Annotated in this window: 16 protein-coding genes; 7 read left to right on the top strand and 9 right to left on the bottom strand. The window is 41.3% G+C overall.

What is annotated here, in order from left to right; all coding sequences use genetic code 11:
• Positions 1 to 8: 8 nt before the first annotated feature.
• From NMG48_RS09500 to NMG48_RS09475, 6 genes are all read right to left on the bottom strand, one after another.
• On the bottom strand, positions 9 to 4,394 hold the full coding sequence (locus tag NMG48_RS09500) for a PAS domain S-box protein (protein WP_271254998.1): 4,386 nt from the start codon (positions 4,392 to 4,394) through the stop codon (positions 9 to 11).
• A gap of 82 nt (positions 4,395 to 4,476) precedes the next feature.
• Positions 4,477 to 6,714 (bottom strand): sensor domain-containing diguanylate cyclase, encoded by a 2,238-nt coding sequence (locus tag NMG48_RS09495; protein WP_271254997.1) that lies wholly within the window; start codon positions 6,712 to 6,714, stop codon positions 4,477 to 4,479.
• A gap of 137 nt (positions 6,715 to 6,851) precedes the next feature.
• The gene (locus NMG48_RS09490) at positions 6,852 to 7,643 is read right to left on the bottom strand and encodes an IS5 family transposase (RefSeq protein ID WP_271254996.1); all 792 of its coding nucleotides are present in this window, start codon (positions 7,641 to 7,643) and stop codon (positions 6,852 to 6,854) included.
• A 62-nt stretch (positions 7,644 to 7,705) separates the two neighbouring features.
• Positions 7,706 to 8,026 (bottom strand): hypothetical protein, encoded by a 321-nt coding sequence (locus tag NMG48_RS09485; RefSeq protein WP_271254995.1) that lies wholly within the window; start codon positions 8,024 to 8,026, stop codon positions 7,706 to 7,708.
• A 390-nt stretch (positions 8,027 to 8,416) separates the two neighbouring features.
• The gene (locus tag NMG48_RS09480; RefSeq protein ID WP_271254994.1) at positions 8,417 to 10,246 is read right to left on the bottom strand and encodes a polysaccharide deacetylase family protein; all 1,830 of its coding nucleotides are present in this window, start codon (positions 10,244 to 10,246) and stop codon (positions 8,417 to 8,419) included.
• A 163-nt stretch (positions 10,247 to 10,409) separates the two neighbouring features.
• The gene (locus tag NMG48_RS09475) at positions 10,410 to 11,249 is read right to left on the bottom strand and encodes a YdcF family protein (protein WP_271254993.1); all 840 of its coding nucleotides are present in this window, start codon (positions 11,247 to 11,249) and stop codon (positions 10,410 to 10,412) included.
• Between the two features lie 448 nt (positions 11,250 to 11,697).
• Between NMG48_RS09475 and NMG48_RS09470 the strand changes: the two genes are divergently transcribed.
• The 7 genes from NMG48_RS09470 to NMG48_RS09440 all read left to right on the top strand — a co-directional run bounded on the left by NMG48_RS09470 (position 11,698) and on the right by NMG48_RS09440 (position 20,450).
• On the top strand, positions 11,698 to 12,963 hold the full coding sequence (locus tag NMG48_RS09470; protein WP_271254992.1) for a response regulator: 1,266 nt from the start codon (positions 11,698 to 11,700) through the stop codon (positions 12,961 to 12,963).
• Between the two features lie 244 nt (positions 12,964 to 13,207).
• Positions 13,208 to 13,567, top strand: coding sequence for a response regulator transcription factor (locus tag NMG48_RS09465; RefSeq protein ID WP_126384675.1), 360 nt, complete (start codon positions 13,208 to 13,210; stop codon positions 13,565 to 13,567).
• 93 nt (positions 13,568 to 13,660) lie between these two features.
• Complete coding sequence (locus NMG48_RS09460; protein WP_271254991.1) at positions 13,661 to 14,026, top strand: response regulator transcription factor; 366 nt, start codon at positions 13,661 to 13,663, stop codon at positions 14,024 to 14,026.
• 10 nt (positions 14,027 to 14,036) lie between these two features.
• Positions 14,037 to 14,540 carry a chemotaxis protein CheW gene (locus tag NMG48_RS09455; protein WP_271254990.1) on the top strand — a complete coding sequence of 168 codons (504 nt, stop codon included), beginning with the start codon at positions 14,037 to 14,039 and terminating at the stop codon, positions 14,538 to 14,540.
• Between the two features lie 51 nt (positions 14,541 to 14,591).
• The gene (locus NMG48_RS09450; RefSeq protein ID WP_271254989.1) at positions 14,592 to 16,904 is read left to right on the top strand and encodes a methyl-accepting chemotaxis protein; all 2,313 of its coding nucleotides are present in this window, start codon (positions 14,592 to 14,594) and stop codon (positions 16,902 to 16,904) included.
• A 62-nt stretch (positions 16,905 to 16,966) separates the two neighbouring features.
• Positions 16,967 to 19,879 (top strand): hybrid sensor histidine kinase/response regulator, encoded by a 2,913-nt coding sequence (locus NMG48_RS09445; RefSeq protein ID WP_271254988.1) that lies wholly within the window; start codon positions 16,967 to 16,969, stop codon positions 19,877 to 19,879.
• Between the two features lie 58 nt (positions 19,880 to 19,937).
• Positions 19,938 to 20,450: a chemotaxis protein CheW gene (locus tag NMG48_RS09440; protein WP_271254987.1), complete on the top strand. Its 513-nt coding sequence runs from the start codon at positions 19,938 to 19,940 to the stop codon at positions 20,448 to 20,450.
• Positions 20,451 to 20,487: 37 nt separating this feature from the next.
• Here the strand turns inward: NMG48_RS09440 and NMG48_RS09435 are convergent, their stop codons facing one another.
• The 3 genes from NMG48_RS09435 to NMG48_RS09425 all read right to left on the bottom strand — a co-directional run bounded on the left by NMG48_RS09435 (position 20,488) and on the right by NMG48_RS09425 (position 23,537).
• Positions 20,488 to 22,050, bottom strand: a complete 1,563-nt coding sequence (locus tag NMG48_RS09435; RefSeq protein ID WP_271254986.1) for a hypothetical protein — start codon at positions 22,048 to 22,050, stop codon at positions 20,488 to 20,490.
• Positions 22,051 to 22,125: 75 nt separating this feature from the next.
• Positions 22,126 to 22,548 carry a GtrA family protein gene (locus NMG48_RS09430; protein WP_271254985.1) on the bottom strand — a complete coding sequence of 141 codons (423 nt, stop codon included), beginning with the start codon at positions 22,546 to 22,548 and terminating at the stop codon, positions 22,126 to 22,128.
• 38 nt (positions 22,549 to 22,586) lie between these two features.
• Positions 22,587 to 23,537, bottom strand: coding sequence for a glycosyltransferase (locus tag NMG48_RS09425; protein ID WP_271254984.1), 951 nt, complete (start codon positions 23,535 to 23,537; stop codon positions 22,587 to 22,589).
• Between the last annotated feature and the right edge of the window lie 9 nt (positions 23,538 to 23,546).

The following is a 23,546-nucleotide window of genomic DNA, read 5'->3' as shown; positions in this document are numbered from 1 at the left end:
CTCTTTTTTTATGGTGCAACTAAAACTTGGTTCCGTCCTGCGGCTTTGGCGCGATAGAGAGCAGCATCGGCAGCTTGCATCACTGCACTACCAGTTGCACCATGTTGAGGAAAGCTAGCAACACCGAAGGATGCGGTCAGACTACCTAATGGTTGAGAATTATGAGACAAAGAGATCTGGGTGATCGCCTCCCTAATCTCTTCAGCTCGAATACTTACAGATTCAAGGGTTGAGTCTGGCAAAACGAGGATCATCTCTTCGCCGCCATAGCGACAAGCGACATCGGAGCCACGCACATATTTTTTGAGCAAGGTTCCTACGGTTTGCAGTACATAGTCACCAGCATCATGTCCATAGGTATCGTTGAAGCGCTTGAAATGATCGATGTCGATCATAATCACGCCAATCTGGTGTTTTTGACGCTGGGCGCGTGATATCTCTTGATTAAGGTTCTCTTCGAGGTAGCGACGATTAAATAAACCTGTGAGTGGATCGCGGATACTTTGTTGTTGGAGGGTTTCCTGTAAGCGGAGATTGGCGATCGCCATTGCTACCTGTTCAGATAAGGTTCGGGCAAGTTGTTGCTTTGCTTCTCGTAAAGCGTTGGGATTATTAGTATTCAGATAGAACATACCTAACGTTTCCCCTTGAGCAATCATAGGAATGCAGAGAGTTGCCGAGATCGCTTCATGTGCGTGAATATGGTTGCAGCGTAACCCCTCTCGATCAGGCTCAACTGCATGGATTCGACCTCGCCGTAATGCCCAGCAGTCTTTAGGAGGAAAGGACTCTTCAGACTGAATTAATCCCCCCCAAGAGGAAATCAATTCAACCCGATTGCGCGAAGCACTAGTAATAAAAATACCACCTGCACAATTAGGGAAGAGTTTTTCTACAAATTGGCTGAGGGTTATGCAAGCCTCTTCTACAGTGAGACTAGCTTGAAGGAAGTCGCTGATTTCACTCAAGGCAAGCATTTCTGCATGGCGCTGGTTGAGATCGTTAACACGCTCTTCCAGTTGCTGATTGGCTTGCTGAATGGCAAGTTCCGACTGTTTCATAGCAGTAATATTACGGAAAGTAACCGTAAAGCCATCACCTAGTTTCACAGCAATATTTTCAAGCCAACAATCAATGCCATCATGGTTGTAATAGAACTGTCGCTGCATTGGTTCCCCTGTTTCTACTACTTTCACATAGAGATCGAATAGTCCACTTTCCCGATTTCCTGGCATCTCTTCTAGCAATCGCTTGCCGATTAAATCTTTGTCTTGTCTGCCTACTATGCTTTCAGCAGTTGGATTAATTAATAAACATTTAAAGTCAATAATTACACCTTGCTCATCGCGCACTGCTTGAAATGCCATGATGCCATCTAGAGAGCTACTCAAAATTCCACTAAGTTGCATTTCTGAGATTTTGAGTGCATTTTGGATCTCAACTAGTGGGGTCATATCTAAATGACTACCAATCATCCGCGTCACAATGCCCTGTTCGTCTTTGAGGTGAATAGCACGGGAAAGTACATAAACAGTAGAGCCATTTTTATGACGACATCTCTGGGTGGAGGTATATCGATCAACATCGCCACTTTTATAGTCTTCTACTAGTCTCAGGGCAGCTTCTTGATCTTCTTTAAAGAATATGGAAACCCACATATCTAAGGTGTTTTCCAGTTCGTGATCGGCATAGCCCAGCATGGCTTTCCATTGTGGTGAAAAGTAGATTTCGCCAGTGACGAGATTTAAGTCCCAAAAACCTTCGGAAGATGCTTGAAGCACTAGTTCTAGCTGATTTTTAGCGGATTTGATATCGAGTTCTGCTTGTTTGAGTGCGCTAATATCAAAATTCACGCCAATCATGCTAGTAGGATTGTCCTGAGCATCACGCACTACCACCCCATAGGCTTTTATAAATTTGATACTGTGATCGGGATGAATGACTCGAAATTCGGTATCATATTCTGCTTGCCCTAGAACAGCTTGCTGAAGTAATGTTTCGGTATCAGTACGATCATCAGGATGTACCCCATTTGCCCAGATATCGTAGATCACAGAATCAGACTGTTTGGTAACACCATATAGCTCATACATCCGCTCATCCCAAAGGATAATGTTTTGGTTAATATCCCATTCCCAAGAACCGATCGCTCCAGATTTTAGGGATAAGGCTAAACGTTCTGAGAGCTTCTTGAGATCTGCTTCTGCTCGCAAGCGATCGCTAATATCACGGACAACTACCAAGACTTCATCGTCCCATAGAGGTGCAATCCGTGCCTCCTCAAAATAGGTTTGCCCTTGATCGACAAATTCATACTCTTGCTTCTGAACCTGTCTGGTTTGCAAAGCTATTTCCGCTAGTCGCATCCGCTCTTGGGCGATCGCTTCTGGCATTAACTCAGTAATCAAATGTCCTTGGATCTCTCCGTCACATTTTATGGCATGAATAGATCCTTGATTAATTACAGCCATTTGTAAGCCATCGCGATTCATTCGCACTAAAAAATCAGGAATTGCCCCAATTAATGCGCGGTTAGTGGCTTCGCTTTGTTGTAATTCTAATTCGGCACGCTTGCGATCGCTAATGTCTTGAGCCACATAACAAAATCTAGGTCGCAGACTAATACCAAAGTCAATAAACGAAACTGTAACCAGTAAGCAATAGTTTGCCATTTCAGTTACATGTTCATACTCGAACTGTACGGGCATCTGCATCTCTTGGCTGATGCGGTAGTGCTTGCACCAAAAATCGATATGTTCTGGTGGAACCCCCAGTTCACTAGACCATTTGCCAATAATTTCATCGGGGTTTAAGTTAAAAAACCTTGTGGTTGCAAGATTGTCAGAAATGTGGAGAATGTCATTTTCAGATAACTCCACTACTCCCATCATCAGAGGAGCTGAATTATAAAAACTCTGTAATGTTGCTGTTTGCTCATTGAGAATATGTTCAGTTTGGCGCAGAGCAGTGACATTGCGTAAAATAGTGCGGGTAGCGACAGAAATTCCATCTTCCTGACGAACGTTAATATTTCCTTCTAGAAACACTTTTTGTCCATCTTTAGCAAGAAAGATGAATTCTGCTCGATCAACACCAAGAATTTCTCCCCTTCGCAGTTTTTGAAATAAAACCTGACAGGCTAGCGTACATTCTGGAGCAAGCAGATCGAACACATTAAGTTCAGCAATTTCCTCAGAGGTATAACCAAGAACTTCTCGCCAAGCACGATTTACAAACAAAAATCGTCCGTCTTTTAAAGACACGCTTTGAATCAGATCGCTAACATTGTCAAAAAAATCTTCGAGTTGTTCTTTGCTTTGACGTAGTTCTTTTTCCGCTTGTGTGCGTTCAAATTCGAGCCTTTTTCTACCACTAATATCTCTAGCAATTTTAGACGCTCCAATCACTGTGCCATTTTCATCCTTAATTGGAGAAATTGTCAAAGCGACATCTAGTAGCGTCCCATCTTGATGCATACGCTGGGTTTCGTAGGTATCAACTCGTTCGCCTTGGTATATTTTTCGACAAATCACATCTTCTTCAAACCGCCGTTCCTGTGGGATTAACTCTGTAACATGTTTGCCAATTATCTCTTCAGCTGCGTAGCCAAACAGTCTCTCTGCAGCTTGATTCCAACTGGTAATAATTCCATCAAGAGTTTTGCTCATGATCGCATCTTGAGAGGATTCGACAATCACTGCTAGTTGCGCTAGTTTGCTTTTATTTTGATTAAGTTCATTAGCTTTTAAATTGTACTCATTTATCTTTCCCAAAAGATTCTGATTGGCTTGCTCTAGCTCAACTGTACGCTCCACTACTTGAGTTTCTAGATTTAATTTTGCTAATTGCAATTGCTCTAGTAATGATGCTTGATAAATAGCAATTCCCACATACACAGCTATCTCCTGTAAACCTGAGATTTCTTCTGATTGCCACTGATGGGGAGCGCTGCAATGATGAGAAACTAACAAGCCCCAAAGTTGAGATTCACACAATAATGGAACAACAAGATTAGCTCTGATCTCAAAGTTGTTCAGAAAATCTGCGTAGCAGGAGCTTAAGTTTGCAGTATTAACATCGGAGATCGCCGCATATTTTCCCTCATGGTAAGGTTTGAGCCAGCAATCTTCAAAGCAAGTATCACACACCACTCGATCTAATAATGACCAACGAGGTTCAGATACGGACTCAACTACTACCTGTCCACTCCAGTCTGGTGTAAATTGATAAAGTAGAACGCGATCGCAGCCTAGTAGTTGAAGTACCTCATTGACAGTTGTTTGCAAAATTGTTGGCAAGTCTAGAGATTGCCGAATTCTTAGAGCGACCATTGCGATCAGATGTCCCCAATTAAGAGGTATGTCTGCTGAAGTAGCTTGATTTAAATCTTGCATATCGCGATCGTAAACTATTCGAGCCTTAGAATCAGCAACTTGCTATATGAAGGGCTTAGCTCTTCATTATAACAATATAGCGTTATGGTGCAGTCAAAACTTGATTGCGTCCAGCAGCTTTAGCACGATAGAGAGCAGAATCGGCGGCTTGCATTACAGCGCTTCCCGTTGCTCCATGTTGAGGAAAGCTAGCGACACCAAAGGATGCGGTCAGATTGCCTAAGTGTTGGGCATTATAGGTTAAGGAGACTTGGGCGATCGCTTCCCGAATCTCTTCAGCACGTTTACTAGCGATTTCCAAAGATGAATCTGGCAAAACGAGGATCATTTCTTCCCCACCATAGCGACAAGCAATATCAAAACCGCGTACATGGGCTTTGAGTAAGCTTCCTACGGTTTGCAGCACATAGTCACCAGCATCATGTCCATAGCTGTCATTGAAGCGTTTGAAATGGTCAATATCTAGCATGATTACACTAATCTGGTGCTGCTGACGTTGGGCGCGGGATAGTTCTTGGTTAAGGCTTTCTTCGAGATAGCGACGGTTGAATAAACCTGTGAGAGGATCGCGGATGCTTTGTTGTTTCAGGGTTTCTTGTAAACGAAGATTGGCGATCGCTAATCCAATCTGTTCGGCTAATGTCTTTGCCAGTTGTTGTTTCGATTCGGTTAAAGCGTTTGCCTTGTTGTTACTGAGATGAAATAAACCAATGGTTTCACCCTGAGCAATCATGGGGATACAAAGAGTAACATCGATCTCCTCATCTAATAAAATATGATTGCAATATAGCCCTGACTTCCGATCTACAAAATGCACACGACCTCGACGCAAAGCCCAACAATCATTAGGCAAAAAAGCGACTTCAGAATGCAGCGCTTCTCCCCAAAATGACATTACCTCAACATGATTGCGGGAAGCATTAGTGATAAAAATACTGCCCGCACAGTTGGGAAATAGTGGCTCAATCAAATGACTAAGCGCCTTACAAGCCTCCTCTACAGTGAAACAAGCTTGGAGAAAATCGCTAATTTCACTCAACTTCACCATTTCCCAATGGCGTTGGTTTAGCTCCGCAATATGATCACTAAGCTGCTGATTGGCAAATTGAAGATCGAATTCCGCTTGTTTGCGATCGCTAATATCAACAAAGGTAATCACAATCTGTTCCAGCTTCTGATTGGCATTAAATTCTGGAAATGCATTCACTAACACCCAAACCCTTGTTTGGTTATGTTGATTAATTCCCAATATATAATTTCTCAGAGGTAAACCCGTACTGAGGACTTGTTGAACTGGGTATTCCTCTAAGGGCATCACCGTGCCATCCTCACGACAAAAATGCCATGCAGGATCAATGGCATTTTTCCCTAGCATCTGCTCTTTGGTTAGTCCTAATAACTCACAGGCATTAGCATTGCTTAAAAGGATGCTTGTATCGGGAGCATGAACAACAACTCCAGCATGGAAGTTATTAATTAGATGTCGATATTTTTTTTCGCTTTGTTGTAGGGATAATTCCGCTTGCTTGCGATCGCTAATATCAATATTCGTACCAATAAATCGTAAAGGCGCTCCATCGGCAGTGCGACTAATCAGTTTGCCGCTGCCCAAAATCCATTTATAACTACCATCTTTACATTGGATGCGATATTCGACAACAGATTGTTCGGTTTCACCACGCAAGTGTTTATTAATCTCTGCATAAACGGCTTCTTTATCATCTGGGTGGAGCATCCGATCCCAATCGCTGGAGTTATTGCTAATCTCATGCTCCTCAAAACCGAGCATCGCTTTCCATCGCCGAGATAAGAAAGCTTCATTGGTTTGCAGATTCCAGTCCCATGCGCCACCTCCCGCTCCTTCTAGGGCAAATTGCCAACGGGCTTCACTTTCGCGTAGGGCAGCTTCAGCTTGTTTGCGATCGCTGATATCTATACATGAGCCGATATAACCGAGAAATTCTCCATTAGCATCAAATCTGGGGACACCTGTATCAAGAAGCCAACGATATTCCCCATCAAACCGTTTCAGGCGATACTCCATCTCAAATGGTTGTCTCGCATCAAAGGAATTAACATAGGTATCTAAGCAATGTTGGAAGTCCTCTGGATGCACACCCTCAGCCCAGCCATTCCCCATTTCCTGCTCCATTGTCCGACCCGTAAATTCTAACCACTTCTGGTTAAAGTGATAACAAAGCTTATCTAGTCCTGAAAGCCAAATTAACACAGGGGCATGGTCTGCTAAATAGCGAAATCTCGCTTCACTCTCTTGGATTACAACTTCTGATTGTTTGCGATCGCTAATATCTTCAGCCACATAGGAAAATCGCGGACGTTGACTGACAGCAAAGCCAATGAATGAAACCGTGACCGATAAACAATGAATTAGATTCTCTTTTTGGTGATCATATTCAAACTTAATAGGGAGATTTTGTTCTTGGCTTAAGAAAGCATTTAAGAATTGACAGCAGTAAGATTTTTAAGCATTTTTCGGATCAAAGCTATGTAAATAAACGACTCCGAGATATTCTCATAAAATTCATAGTCCTTGCTAAGTCTACGATATTTGCCTATCCAAGCAAAGGTTCTCTCCACTACCCAACGCTTTGATTCAACAACAAACCCTTTCTGCGCTTCAGCCCGTTTGCTTACTTCCCAAGTGCAACTAAAGTTGTCTTTAACCCACTGGGTGATATCCTCGCCAGAGAATCCCTTGTCAACTAATATCTTTTGTAATCGTCTCAGTGGATACTTGAGATTTGCTAATAGTCTCATCGCTCCTGCTCTCTCGCCAATATTTGCTGGGCATACGAGAGCGCCAAAGACTAACCCCAAGGTATCAACCATGATGAAGCGTTTGCGACCCTTGACCTTTTTTCCACCATCAATACCACGACTACCTGCACTATCCATTGTTTTAATACTTTGACTATCGAGACTGGCTAGACTCGGTGTTGCTTCTCGACCATCAGCTAATCGTACTTGTGTGCTTATCTGGTAATTGATTTCAGCTATAAATCCTGTTTTTGTCCATCTTTGAAAGTAGAAGTAGACCGTTGAATATGGTGGCAAATCATGGGGCAGATTTTCCCATGTACAACCATTCTTGGCTATGTAGAAAATCCCATTCAGCACTTCCCGAAAATTTGTTTTTGGTGGTCTCCCCAATTTTGATGGTTTTGGCAACATTGGTGCAATTATTTCCCACTCTTCATTGGATAAATCGGTATTATAGGGTTGGCGCATTTTCGCTGGCTGATACTAGACTTCATCAGTATTCATACCTCTTTTAGTGCGCCCTTGCTTTCTTAAATGCTTTCTAAGTGGTAGTGAGTCATCCAAAGTTGGATACATTCAGAAGGAACACCTAGCTCACTAGCCCATTTCCCTGACATTGCCTCTGGTGTAGTCTGAAAAAATGTTGCCGTGGTTATGTTATCGGAAATATGCAGAATATCGCACTCAGAAAGTTCCACTACTCCCATCATGAAAGGAGATGAGTTATAAAAACTGCTTAATATCGCCTCTTGTTCTTTATGCAAACATTCCACTCGCTTACAATCGATAAGATCAATATTGAGAGCAGATGCCTGAAGTTCTTGATTGGTTTTGAAGAATCCATCTTCCATACTATCGTTTCAACCTCTGTGTTCTGAGAGAGTGAATTGCTGCAATAAAAATGATATTTTTGGCAGAAAATCTTTACTCCTAAAGGCTTTTTACCAAATACCCAAAGCTTGATTGATCGCCAAGTGCTGGAGACTCAAAATAAGTAGCTATATACAAAATCCCTAGCAATCTCCCTAGTAGCGATCGCCAGTTCACAAAACTGCTCTAAATTTCTGGCTTCCCTTACATGAGTATCGCATAGCTATCGTAATTTACACATAAATAACCAGTTAGCGCGTTGCTTGGTAACACACTAACTGGTTATTTAAAACCCAAAAAACTGTGGCTCACGCATAGCGTAAGCCACAGTTTTTACTTACTTATAGAGAGCTATAAGCCTGAATGCATGACTAAAATCGATTAAGACTAACTGGGCAGTTGGGCTTTTCAGCAGATTCTACGGGGGCAGGATCGGGCGGCAGGAGTGCGACAATATGGGGAACAGGGCGAGGCTCATACGCCATCACTGATTTACCACGATAGGCAAGGGCAGCACTAGCTCCCGAATCAAGCATGACGACATCTTGCAAACCAGCCTTTGCTAAGATCTTGCCTAAGCCAACGGAATCGATCATTTCCATCGTTACACCAATTACGGGTCTACCAGAGCGATCAATTCCCCAGAAAGCGCGATCGCGACTAGCATCAAAACCATAGAGCTTTCCAAAGGACTCGGCGGATTGAGGTTTACCATCACGGACGAGCCAACCTGCGGCAACAAATGCATCAGTGACATCAGGTAACTCCGCCTTGACTGCTTCTAAAGAATTATGCTTGACAGCATTAAAGGGAATAAATTTAATTGCGGTGGGGCTAATCAACACTAGAGGACGACCGTTGAGGAGTGGATTCTCACCTTTATTGCCGACATTAAAAACTCCTGCATTGCTAGAGAATTGACTCATCACAGGTCCAATCATCGTATTGCCATCAATACGCTCTAAGGAGAAAAAGCCACCGTCAACAGCCGCGATCGCATTGGGAGTCATGGCTAAAATTTCGGCAACCTGAGCGCGTTTATCAGCATGGGCTGTAACGGCGCGACCACCATATACCAAAGTGAGCGATAAACCATCAACTGTCACCTTCTTCTTCTCTACAGGGGTGGTGAAATTAATCGAACCATTGCTGACAGTGGGCAAAAGTGAAACTTGACTTGCGGAAGTTCCACTGGAAGCCTGCTCGATCACATCGCTAAAGCGCGACTGTCCAAAACGCATAATCGCAAGTAAATCATCAGATTCATTAGCCGAGCGCTCTTGACGCGGATCGAGACTCATCGACAGCGCCGCTTTGTAACCTGCATCCTTCACCTTGTCCTTAGCGCGTTCCGTAAAGTCACCTTCAGGATAGGTAAAGTAATCGATGGTAATTCCCAATTCTTTTTCCAGAGTTTTCTTCGACTCTAGTACCTCACGCTCCAATTCCGCATTGCTGAGGTTCTTCATATTAAGATGATTCACCGTATGGGAAGCAATGGTGATCAAACCACTTTTTTGCATTTCCCGTAGTTGATCCCATGTTGCCTTGGGCTTTTGACCAGCCGTACCCACAAAGCGGGTATGTACTGACCATACCGCAGGATAGTTATATTTTTTGAGCAAGGGGAAAGCGTACTTGTATTGACCAATATAGTTATCATCAAAGGTCAGCAATACAGGCTTTTCGGGCAATTGAGCGCCAGTCCGCAAATGGCTGACTAAACGATCCATCGTAATTGGTGTATATCCACCATCTTGCAGCGCTTGAAAATGCTTTTCGAGATCATCTGGAGTGACATCCCACTCCACATCTTTGGTGGCAGTAATGTCGTGATACATGATGATTGGGACTTTAGCTGCACGCGCCCGATCGCTAATTTGGGGAAATGGGGCAGGATTAAAACTAGCAACGAGATCCGCATTAATCACATTACTTAAATTTGAAAGGGTCGGTAATGGATCATTGGCGATCGCATTGATGGCTCTAACCTGATATAGCGAAGCTGTTACCGAGTCCAGCGCATTGTATTGGCAGAATGATGGGGAATTTCTAGATTGGGTAACGGAATTATTGGGATTTAGGTCAGGAGTCTCTACGCTGCTGGAGGAAGTACGATAGGTGACAAACCGTGAAGCGATCGCTGCGCCCATACCAGTACCGAGGGCAGCCAATGCTAGCACGACCCAAATTACGTTCATGCTGCTGCTATTTTTTCCGTTGCCCCTGCTCATAAAGATTTATAAATTTCTTAATATTACTAGCGCTTATTTAATCAGACAGCCATCATGTAAACAAGTACCTAGGGATCACGAATTTGCATAAAACCAAAAGTAGCCGCGCAAAGCGCGTCTACTTTTGGTTTTATGCCCAACCTGCTAATTGATAAATAAATAGCCCAATATATTCTTTGATTGCATTAGTTGTATTTTTTAGAGCCTCAGCACTAGGCAATAAATCTAAAACTATTGCAAAACCCTTACTGTTTTCATTATTTACCGATAAAAAGTCAGTTGGTGCAGGAATAACCTCTAAGCCAACCTTGCGAAAAATTTCCATCGATCGCGGCATATGTAAAGCTGATGTGACGAGCAAGACCTTATTAATGTCTCGTTGATCAAGGATGTGCTTAGTATTCACCGCATTATCACGGGTATTAAAGGATTGCGATTCTTGGATAATTGCACTAGTGGGGACACCCATAACCTCTGCGATCGCTGCCATATCTTCCGATTCAGGATTACCCCCATCGCCATACCACTCAGCCCTACCGCCCGTCACTACCAACAAAGGTGCTTTGCCCTGTTTATATAGCCATGACCCATATAAAATGCGATCGCCAGCTTCATTGACTTCATACCAAGGTCTCGGTGAGATACGTGGGCGCGTGCCACCACCTAAAACCACAATTGCCTCAGCTTGAGGCAATTCACCATTGGGAAGATATCGCCATTCTAGCGATCGCACTAGAAACTTAGAAAAAACCTCATTACTACTGAACAACAAAACTATTAGCGCAATTGCTAAAAGAATTGAGGAAATTCGATTTTTTTTGAAGAGTGTGAATGATGTTTTCGCAGGACTAGCATTGCGGGATAGCCGAGATTTCCATAACAAATTAACTAAAGCGATCGCAATTAGGAGACTAGATAGCCCAAGGGGATAAAAGAAAATGGGTAAAAGCTTGGATAAAAAGAGCGACACAGTTTAAAAATCTATATTTTTCAAGAAAGAAAATAGTTTTTCCATAGTAAACCTAAAGTATTTCGAGGTTTAGGGATATAGTTTCACAAATTATTTAGGCTTACTATATCTAAGAAAAAATATTTGATTGCGAAAATTATATCTATTTTTTAGGATAAATTATCTAGTAGGATACTTAATAAATAAGGTAATAATGCTTTAATAGGGAACATATACTTTAGAAATTAAATTCTAAATTTTAGATAATCGCCAGATTTTATAAAATCTCGTAAAAGCAGTAACTTATTCTAAAGATAAAACTAAAATTCGATATATTCTAAAAAGACTATAGAAATTTGCTCTAATCTGTGGTTTGCAAAATTGAATATTATCGAAATGTGGGGAGGATAGATTATGGCATTGATGGGTTTTGTAATAGGAGCTAATCATGATTTGTGCTGATACTGATATGACTAAAGATCAAACACAATCTGCTAAAGAACTTTTAAAAAGTCTGGAATTAAGTAAGAACGGATGCGTCTATGTTGTGCGCGATCGCATCCGATGGTCATTCTATATAAATGGCGGCAAACTCGTATATGCCTCTCATTCTCTAGAAAGTTTTGAAAGGCTAGAAAGACATTTACGCGCCCTCAGCCGAGAAGTACCAGCATTAGATGACAAACTGCGATCGCAACTGCGCCTGATGTTTGATGATCCAACCCCCGACAATGCTAAGTACAAAGTTACTAGCGAAATTCTCTGTACTGAATATAACGCCATTCTCTGGTTGGTTAGTGAACGCTATCTGCCTAGCTCTATGGCTAGTAAGCTAGTAGCTCGGGTTATTCAAGAGGTAATTGAAGCTTTTCTTTGTTTGCCCGATGGTCAGTTTAACAAGATCTATTACGAACACCTATTACAAGATACCTTTTGCAGTTTGGCTGTCGATCGCATTTTAGGAGTTGTTGAGCAAAGACTACAAGCATGGTACAGCCTTGGACCAACAATTTGTTCCCCCTATCAATGCCCATACCTAGTTAGCCAAACATCGGCTAAAAAACGAATGTCCACCGAAACTGTCCATAGACTTGGGCGGATTCTTCGTGGGTTTAACTTTTGTCAGCTTGGATCATTACTAGGTAAAGATCCTTTGGTGATCGCCAAACAACTCAGCCCCTTAATAGGCGATGGCTCAATTTTATTGAGAGAGCCATTACCTCCGTTTGATATGTTGCCGCGCACCTACTATTTAGCTCCAGATGAGGAACGCGAAAACATTGACAGACTCTCAGAGACATTTGCCGACGAAGGTGGCGCGAGTGATGATATTTCTAGTATTTCACAGGTTTTTGCCAGTCAATCAGTCAAAACATGGAAAATTGTCTGTATAGATGATAGTGAATCGATGCTGAGTATTATTAGCAGTTACTTGGGAAGTGAAGATTTTCAAGTAACACTCATTCAAGACTCTATGAAAGCCTTAATGAAAATCACTTCGATTCGCCCTGATTTAATCTTGCTAGATATCGGGATGCCCAATGTTGATGGCTATCAACTTTGTTCTTTAATTCGCAAATCTTCAATTTTAAAAGATATTCCAATTGTGATGGTGACTGGCAATAAAGGGATAATTGATCGCGCACGCGCACGCATAGCAGGAGCTACTGACTATCTCACTAAACCCTTTGCTCAAGCTGATTTGCTAAAAATGATGATGCGACATCTGATGTAAAAATATGTGAGTATACAAGTATTTTTTGTGAGCCTAAAACCTATCTTTACATGAGTTAACTTATTCCATCATGCCCTGCCTATCTCTTATATGCTATGTTTGTATTTTGGGAGGGATTGTGGAATTCAAAAATAGGATTTTATCTTGTATTGAAATCTGGTTAACAAATTTCTATTTATGTCCAAAATAAAATCTCAAACAAAATTCCAAATAAAAACCAAAATAAAGCTAATTGGAGACTTTTATGACGACGGTTCTTGTAGTTGAAGATACTGCTTCTGAGCAGGACTTGATTGTTACCTATTTAATTGAAAGTGGGTACAGTGTAATCAGTGCTAATAATGGGCAAGAAGCTCTCAAAAAAATTGAGGGAAAAAAGCCTGACGTGGTAATTACAGATTTGGTCATGCCAGGGATGAGTGGTTTAGAGCTATGCCGCAGTTTGAAAAAAAACAGCGAAACTAAAGATGTACCAATTGTTGCTTGCACCTCTAAAAATCAAGAACTTGATAAATTATGGGGAATGAAACAAGGAATTGATGTGTATTTGACTAAGCCTTTCTCTCGCGAGGATATTCTTCGAGCTATTCGTTCTGTGGCTTAAGCAAATGTAGTAATAGCAAATTACAGCTATTATTTTTAGAGACAAAAATTCATCCCATTAGCTTTATATATCAGCATAGTAAGGAGAAAAATCTTGGTTACAGTATTAGTTGTAGAAGATACGACATCTGAACGTGAGCTGATCTGTGAGTACTTACGACAGGGGGGATATACTGTAGTAAGTGCTACTAATGGGACAGAAGGTTTAGAGAAATTTGAGAAGACTAAACCGAATGTGGTAATTACCGATTTAGTGATGCCAGGCATGAGTGGTTTGGAGCTATGTCGAGCGATCAAGAAGCTAGCTACCACAAAAGTGCCTGTAATTGCCTGTACTTCTAAAAATCAAGAACTTGATCGTCTTTGGGGAATGAAGCAAGGTGTGGATGTCTACCTTACAAAACCATTTACCAAGGAGGATATTATCCAAGCAGTGCGATCGCTGGCTGTAGGAGGATGAGATGGACACCTTGACCATCGAATTATATGACCAACAGGAGCAGGCGATCGCAGGATTGCCTTATCTCAGTTTGCAGTTGAGTCCAGAGATTGTAGTGGCAGTACAATTAAAATCTGTGCGTGAAACCTTAGTGCTAGCCTCAGATCGATTTACCCAGATGCCCAATGTCCATCCTTGTTTGATGGGTTTGGTAGAACATCGTAGTAGCGTTTTTTGGGTACTAGACTTACCTCAGTTACTAGGCTTTACCCCCCTTGATGGCACTGCGATCGAGACTCACATCGCGATCTTGCAATTTGGTGGGGCATTTTTAGGATTAGGGGTGTATCGCATTGGGCGTGTAGTCCGTATTAACGATACAGAAATTGTCTCACCTCTGGAATTACCGAAGACAAAGACACCGATCGAAACCGTGCCATTTCTGCGTGGTTGGGTGTCGCAACCCGAAGACAGTAACAAGCATTTGTATGTATTAGATGCACAAGCGATCGCTAGTCACAAGCTCAGCATCTAGCTGTCCCCATTTTCCTTGTAAATTTTTCCTTGAAAAACGGAGTTTTAAACTATGGTTCTTGATTCACGTTCTCGTGTTGATAGCCCTGAGGCTAAACATGTAACCCAATCATCTAGTAATGGAACTGAAGATCTGGAGACATTACTCAGTGATGTACCTGTTTCGATACCTAAAGCTCCTGCAATCAAGCAAAATCCTATCAAAAAATGGTGGCAATCACTAGGTCTAAGGACAAAAACCACACTTGTTGCAATTACAGCGATTACCGTTCCTTTGCTCGCGTTAAGTGGTTTTACAGCCTTATACGTTGGACAAAATATTACCGAATCCACGAAACGGAAGGAAGCAGAAAATGCTAACGTACTAGCCTATCGGGTAGCCTATTTCATGAAAGAGCGCTACGGTGACATTCAAGCCCTTGCTCAGCTATCTTTCTTAACCAATTCTAAAGTCCGAGAACTTATTCCCATAACTGAGCAGAAGGCTATTCTAGATAGCTATATCAGGGGATATGGCGTTTATGACAGTATTGCAGTCTATCGACTAGATGGTAGCTTGATGGTTGATGCAAGTCCTGAACCACCACCAGCCAATATTTCCAAACGTGAATATTTTCAAACAGTTTTGAGAACCGATAAACCATTTATCAGTCAGCCAGAACCTTCCGTTGTCACGAAGAAGGTTAGTATTTTTGTTGCAGCACCAGTAAAAGATGCGAACACGGGAAAAACTATTGCCGTAATTCGGACAAGAATGCAGGCATCAGCACTGGAGGAGGTGATCAAAGACTTGGGCGAAGGGGGGGAACAGTATCACTTAGCTGAATCCGATGGTAAGTTCTTCGTGGCAGCCGAAAAAGAGCAAGTTGGACGTGAACTGAAAGCTGATTTCCCATCGCTGGCTCCGATCGTTAGTAAACGTGAATTTGGTTCTGCAATTTCTATTGACTTAATTTCTAATAAAGAACAATTTGTGGGATATGCACCTTTACCAAAGGTAGAGGGTCTACCAGATCTCAAGTGGGATGCGGTAATTGCGATTGACAGTGATATCGCGCTCAAACCTGTATTGCAATTGTTAGTAATCTTGGCGACAGCAACTATATTTGTCGCAATATTGGGAGCGCTATTAGCACTATTAATATCTCGTCGCGCTACTCGCCCAATTCTCGAAGCAACTGATGCCGTGGTTGAGCTAGGGAAAGGAAATCTCGACACTCGCCTCACAGTCCAAGGTCAGGATGAAATGGCGCAGTTGGGTAGTAACATCAACTTAATGGCAGGACAGTTGCAAGATTTCATCGCTCTGCAAGAAGAACAAACTCGGAAATCTGAAGAACTAGCAGAGAAAGAACGTCAACGAAGTGAAGAAATTCAGCGTGAGTTAATCACGCTCTTAAGTGATGTTGAAGGCGCGGTAAGTGGAGACTTAACTGTTCGTGCTCAAATCTCGGCTGGTGAAATTGGGATCGTTGCTGACTTCTTTAACGCGATTGTAGAAAGCTTACGGGACGTTGTTACACAGGTAAAACAAGCAACTTTACAGGTAAATACATCGGTAAATACGAACAATGAGTCAATTCGCACCCTAGCCGAAGATGCGACCCTGCAAGCAGAACAACTCGATGCAGCGCTGCAATCTGTAGAACAAATGACTAGTTCAATTCAACAGGTGGCAAGTAATGCGAGACAAGCGGCTGATGCATCCAACATCGCGGCGACAACAGCAGAAAGTGGTAGTCAAGCGATCGAGCAATCCGCTGTCAGTATCTTGCAACTACGCCAAACTGTTGCGGAAACTGCTAAAAAGGTAAAGAGACTCGGTGAAGCATCGCAACAGATTTCTAAAGTAGTCGTTTTAATCGACCAAATTGCACTGAAAACGAACATGCTCGCAGTTAACGCTAGTATTGAGGCGGCGCGTGCAGGTGAAGAAGGTCGAGGCTTTGCGGTAGTTGCAGAAGAAGTCGGTGCATTGGCGGCTCAGTCTGCAACTGCAACCAAAGAAATTGCACGCATTGTTGAAAGTATTCAACAGGAAACCAGTGAAGTAGTTGAATCGATGGAAGCTAGTACTTTACAAGTCGTTGAAGGTACAAATAAGGTTGAAGATGCGAGAAAGAGCTTAAGTCAGATTGTGGAAGTAGCGCGTAAGGTAAATGAACTCTTCCAAGGTATTTCCAATGCGACGATTTCGCAGGTGCAAACATCGCAATCAGTGAAGCAGGTTATGGAAAATCTTTCTACGCAATCGCAAAAGTCTTCTGAAACTTCGCGGGAAGTTTCGATCGCCCTACAGGAAACCGCTAACGTTGCTAGTAAGTTACAGGCTTCTGTCGAAACCTTTAAGGTTGAGGCTACTTAGTGTTTTAAGTTTGTGCTTTGCACAAACTCAAAACACAATTCAACAGTTATTTAGAGGTCGATATGTTAACTAATACCTTAAGCGATCGCGAGTGGGAAGTTCGATTACTATTTCTCGATGAAGTTCGAGATTTTTTAGCAGATATTGAATCTGAGATATTGGGCTTAAGCGATCGCGGCTTACAGAAATCAGCTACTAACAAGATTTTGCGAGCAGCTCACTCAATGAAGGGTGGAGCAGGAATGATGGGCTTTCATGCTCTAAGTGATCTAGCCCACCGCCTAGAAGATTTCTTTAAAATCCTACAGGCAAATAATCAAACAGAGATAGCTGATGAAGTAGAAAGTCTATTTCTGGCTGTGATTGATGGCATGGGCAAAATTGCTACTATTCACAAACAGCGTAAAGCGCCGCGAGATGAATGGATACAGTTGCATATCCTGCCACCGTTCAACCGTTTGCATGAAATATTGGGGGACTTGTCGGCACAGGATGAAGCTAATCTTCTATCTGAGGAAGCAGGACAGGATATGCGTGTCCTCATGTTTGCTACAGAAGTAGATGCCTGTTTAGAGAGGTTGACCAATGTACTCGCCGATCCTAAATCGCAGGTACTTCGCGAAGAATTTGAACTCACAAGTCAAGAATTTGGCTGTCTTGGTGAAATGTTGGAACTCCCAGCATTCACTAAACTTTGCGAAGGTATCAGTAAAGCCTTAGAGAATCAAGATAACGATCTACGTACCGTCACCACATCTGCATTGGAAGTTTGGAAGCGATCGCAAGCCCTTGTATTAGTTGGACAATTTGATGCGTTACCAGCCAGCTTTGAGATTTCGACTCTTCCTCAAAGTGCTAAACCCACTACTAAATCGCCCATTGCCGACTTATCAATAAATTTGCCAACTCCAGATCTAAGACATGAAGATGACGTATTTGTTCTCGATCATCATGCTCTTAATTTAGCAAACATTCAAGATGTAACAACTCCTGTTTCTCCACCCACTGAGGCTAATCCTAATGTTCCGACCAATCTGGATGCCACAATCCGTATACCTCACCGTCATTTAGAAGCACTGAGCGATCGCTTTGGGGAGTTGAATGCTGAACGTAGTGGCTTGCGTCTGCAACTAAAACGGATGCGAGATTTGGTGCAGCTGTTAAATACAAGAATGCATGGATTAGAACAATCTAATGCTCAACTCCGAGAAGCCTATGATCGCGTTGTCACATCATCGGAATCATTACTTCCCTTAGGTACTGCGATTAATGTTCCTATTACAGGTAATATTGCTAGCAATTATGTACCTAATGACGCGCAAAATAATGCTGAATTTCTGCCCTATGCTAGTCGCTTTGACTTGCTAGAAATGGATCGCTATAGCGAATTGCATGTACTATCACGGGAAATTATGGATAGTGTGGTGCAGCTACAGGAAGTTTCCAGCGATTTGGAAACTGCTTTAACGGAAACTGAAGGGACGGAACGGGAACTAGGGCGTGCCTCACGGCAGATGCAAACGGCGATCGAGCAAGCAAGAATGCGGATGCTCAGTGAAATTTTAGGCAGATTTCCACGCCTATTGAGAGATCTGTCCCTCAACTATGGTAAACAGGTGGAACTGGTAGTGCGTGGCAGTTCTACTTTGGTTGAGCGATCAGTTTTAGAAGCCTTAGAAGATCCACTTCTCCATCTAGTTCGTAATGCCTTTGATCATGGCATTGAAACTCCTGAAGCTCGTGTCGCTGCAGGTAAATCTCCCAAAGGAAAAATTGAAATTGCCGCAGGTTATCGTGGCAACCAAACTGTGATTACCGTTAGCGATGATGGCAATGGCGTTAACTTTGCTAAACTTCGCGATCGCGCCTTACAAATGGGACTAAGCGAAAGTGATCTGGATAATTCTGAGGAAGAAGCTTTATTAGAGTTAATCTTTGAAGCGGGATTTAGTACCGCCGATCGCGTGACGGAGCTATCAGGGCGTGGCGTAGGTATGGACGTGGTGCGATCAAATCTCAGTATGATTGGGGGCAATGTTCGGATTGAAACTGAAGCTGGCAAAGGTACAACTTTTGTCCTGACAGTGCCTGTATCACTATCCATTGCTCGTGTCCTACTATTTGAAAGTAATGGGTTGCAGATGGCAATCCTCACCAGCGCGGTTGAGGAAATTTTGCTGATTCGTGATACTGCTATTTATACCGTAGCCAATCAAGAAGTATTAGATTGGGAAGGCTATTCTGTCCCTTTACTCAAATTAGGCGAGCATCTCCACTTCTCACGTCCACAATTTCAAATTGAGACAGCAACTCGACCCATTGTTGATGAGCCATTAATGTTAATCGTGGCAAAAGACAATGTTCCCTTTGGTTTGCAAGTCGATCGCTATTGGGGTGAACAGGAAGTCACTATTCGTGGTGTGCAAAGTACAATTCCTATGCCTGATGGATTTATGGGTTGCGCAATTCTTGGTGGTGGCAAAATTGTGCCATTGGTGGACATTGACAATCTTCTTGATTGGGCGATCGACGATGCGGATGCACCACCAAATCCCAATCTTACTTTACCCTCAGAAAGAAGCGATCGGCGCACGACAGTTCTCGTAGTTGATGATTCGATCAATGTGCGGCGATTTTTAGCCATGACTCTAGAAAAGTCTGGCTATCGTGTCGAGCAAGCCAAAGATGGGTACGAAGCAATGGAAAAATTGCGGAAACTGCAAATGTTATCTCAAGGATCTAGAATCAGGGCAGTCATTTGCGATATTGAAATGCCCAGACTTGATGGGTTTGGCTTCTTAGTCCAATCCCGTGCTGATGAAAAATGTAAAGATCTTCCTGTAATTATGCTCACTTCTCGAAGTGGGGCAAAACATCGTGATTTAGCAATGCGTTTAGGAGCTTCGGCATATTTTTCTAAACCCTTTAAAGATAATGAGCTTCTCCAAACACTATCTCAACTTGTAGCTAAATAATTTGTAGAGACAATGTCCTGTACCAATTACCAATTACCAATTACCAATTACCTAGACTATGCCAGCTATCTCTTCCCTGCGATCGCAAAGACTTCTCGAACTTCGACCTGATATCGGACAGCAATATGTCACGTTTCGACTACGTATTGCGTGGTTTATTTTACCAATAGAATCTATTTATCGTGTTATTTCCCTTGAGAAACATGTTCCCAAAGTTACTTTTGCTGGTGACAATATTCCCATCATTGATCTTGGAAAATTGCTGTTTCATCAAACAAAAGTCCAGAGTAGTGATATTCAACAGTTAGTAATTAATGGTGCTGTTGTTGCTTCTAAGCCATCTTTGATCATTGTCCGCAATCAGGCAGAGAAACTAGTGGGTATACTTAGTAATTCGCAACCAGCCCTTCAAAGGATATCTCAAGATGATCTTGTCGCTCTGCCTACAACCTATAGTCAAAGGTGGAAAGTTGACTTCATTACTGCTATGACTCTTCCTACAAAAGAGCGTCCTTCTCTATTTTCCATTGATAGCGATCACCTTATTGCTGCAATTTCAACTAGAATATGAGGATTAAAAGATCTTATATCACCTATACTCAATTTAGCTAGTTGAGAATTCCTAATACTTCTCTTTTACCAATTTTCTGGCTTTTGTAGATAAATAAAGATATTGTAGCGATCGCAAAGGCTACTAAAAATCTCCATAACCAAATAAAAGCTGGTGGATTTTTTCTAAATGGCAATATTGGAAGATCCTTAATACATGCCGTTGATATAGCAGAATTAAAGTGACAGGCAATGTTAATAAAACGTTGCCCTAAACGAAACTGAGAAGAATAAATTTCTGGAGCAAAATCTTGCTTGGTCACAGGGGATTGCGAAACTTCGATGCCATGATAAATCGTGACCGATGCAATCTGGACAACTAAGGCGATCGCAAAAAGCACCCTGAGTATTTTTTCCCTCCAACCTTTACTTAACAAAGTCTCCTGCACCAACACAGCTAAAAGAGGAATGATTAACAAATGTACAGAAGTAACATGATATCTAGCTCCCCAAGCCAAATCACCTCCCCAGAAAACTAGCTTACTAGTTAAAATGATATGCAGAATTAAGTTTAATATTCCTACTAATAAATATGCTTTTATATAATAAGAAAATTTTCTCCAATAAAGAAATCCAATAATTAGGCAAGGAATAAGCAAAGGATCATAAATAAAAATGCTTTTAATTGGTGAGAAAAGTACACCTAGAATACCAACATGGGGTTCATTGATAAAAGGATAATTAGGAGGAAAATCTGGAAAACCTTTCCATTTAGGATCAGTGGTCAATTGCTGTGCAGACAATGCTTGTCCAGTTGTCCAAAAGCTCCCATAACGTAAATAATCAAAAACTCGTCCCAAAATACCTAAAGGTAAAAAACCTAATACCCACAGACCAAAAGCTTTAAGTAATTTGGGTATATTGCGATAGTAATAAACTGAACAGGCTACAGCAAATACCCCAATGGTTAGTATATGAACAATACTACTAAATCTAATTAATAAAGCTAAGCTAGAAGCTAGTCCACTAATCATCATAAAATGCGATTGCCCATACTTGATATAGGCGATAATAGAGGCATAGGCTAAGGTGACAAATAGTAATATTTGGTTATTATGTTGAGGTTCTTGGGCATAGGCTAAAACAGTAGTACATAGCAACCAAGTAACTGTTGTTAAACTAGAAATTGAATCACTGAAGTCCATTAATTTTAGTAGCCAGAAACAAGCCATCACCGCAGCAATATTTAATGGAACAAATACTAAATAAGCGACTACCGCCTGTCGTAAATCCATAGATGATGTGTTAGGAAAAAATCGATGTAACTGAGTTCCTAACCAATCACCTGGAAGCATTAAAATAGATTGTCCGAGGTCATAAGCCAAATATCTTTTACTGCCAGCCCCTATAACTCCAGACTGTAGATCACCTCGAAACTTTGCTTGATAATTCGGATCTACTTCCTCAGTACCTGTCCACCAAGCATGAGCCATTTGTAATCTTACTGTTGTATCAATACTCCCTAACGTTCCTCTATTGACTATAGTAATTACTAGTAGAGCAATTAAGACTACTTTGACAATATTCCTAGCATATAATTCCTGTATTTTTTTTATGTTCATTGTATTTTAGTTTGTTAATGTAGATAGAACTTTTGTTCGTAATATATGTAAATTCAGTAGATAAAAATGTACTTGTTATTTATTAAAAGTCCATTTTTTGTGAGAAATAAAATTGTAAGCAATCATAATAACAGTCACAATAATAAAAGCAGTCATATACCATATGTGGAAAATATCTACGAATAAATACATCAGAAATGAGACTATTAGTAAACTTGAGATCATGACTATGTGATATTTGATTAGCCCTTGCAGAAAATTATTTTTGGCTTTCTTGAAAGTGAATGATCTGTTGAGATAAAAGCCGATGCTATTAACAAAGATGTTCTGTATTAAAATTGATACCAGATAATGAAATTTACACAAATCAGTTAATACATATAATATTATTATGTTTAAAAAAGCACAAACTCCTCCTACAGTAAAAAACCTAAGAAATTGATTCCTTAACGAACGATCTAAAACCTTTGATTTAATACGTGAATGAATATGTTTCATTAATAATTTACTGAATTAATAGGTAAGTAATTTGTTGATTATGAAGTGAATTTTATTTTTAATCTCGCAGACACCCGTTCCCAGATCCGAGAGCATTGAAAATATTGATAACATCCTCTAAAACCTAGCCCTAAAAATGCGACTAATAATTTCAGAAAATTCAATTTATAGCCGTGAAATATACCTGCTAAAATTGTATTTACTTGAATTGAGAAACTTGCAATTCGTTTTATCTTTTTTCGGATAGATGGGGTTGCTTGCCATTGACTCCAATATCTCTCCACTACAATTTCCATTTGCTCTTGGAATTCCATTAGACTAGAACTTCTCATGACAGTCTGGGAATTAGAATGAACTCGAAATGCGGAAAGTGGTTTTGGATAATAGAGAGTTGAGCCAAAAGTAGAAATTTTTAGCCAAAAATCCCAATCTGCTGTGTACCAGAGGCTTTCATCAAGTCCCTGCAAATTAATTGCTACCTCTCGTTTAAAAATAGGAGCAGGCATAGAAATAAAATTCTGAATTAGTAAACTTTCTGTCATCATGCTTGGGGGGATTAATTTTGGATAAGCAGGTAAGGGCGAATTCCATTCACCCAAAACATGACCTGCTTGATCAATAAATAGCGAAGGATGTAAGAAAAAATTGACTTCAGGATATTTGGCTATTAACCGCTTCATTGTGCAAAGTCTTTCCCCCAGCCAAATATCATCCTGATGTAAGAAGCATACATATTTAGCTGTAGCTATAGATAGGGCATAGTTAGTACTAGCGACCCAATTGCCCTTTCGCTCACCCTGAATGATTTTAATTGGTAATTTATCTAAGTATGAATTAAGGATTTCTATAGTACCATCGGTAGAACCGTCATCGATCGCAATACATTCGATCGCATCATCACCTTGAGATAATATTGATTCCATCGTGAACTTGAGATAATCTTGACCATTGTAAGTTGGTATTAACACAGACAACCATGGATCATTCATAACTAATTC

This window comes from Pseudanabaena sp. Chao 1811 (assembly GCF_027942295.1).
GTDB lineage: Bacteria > Cyanobacteriota > Cyanobacteriia > Pseudanabaenales > Pseudanabaenaceae > Pseudanabaena.
The sequence above is the reverse complement of the archived record's forward strand: the minus strand, read 5'-3'. Positions and strand labels throughout refer to the sequence as shown.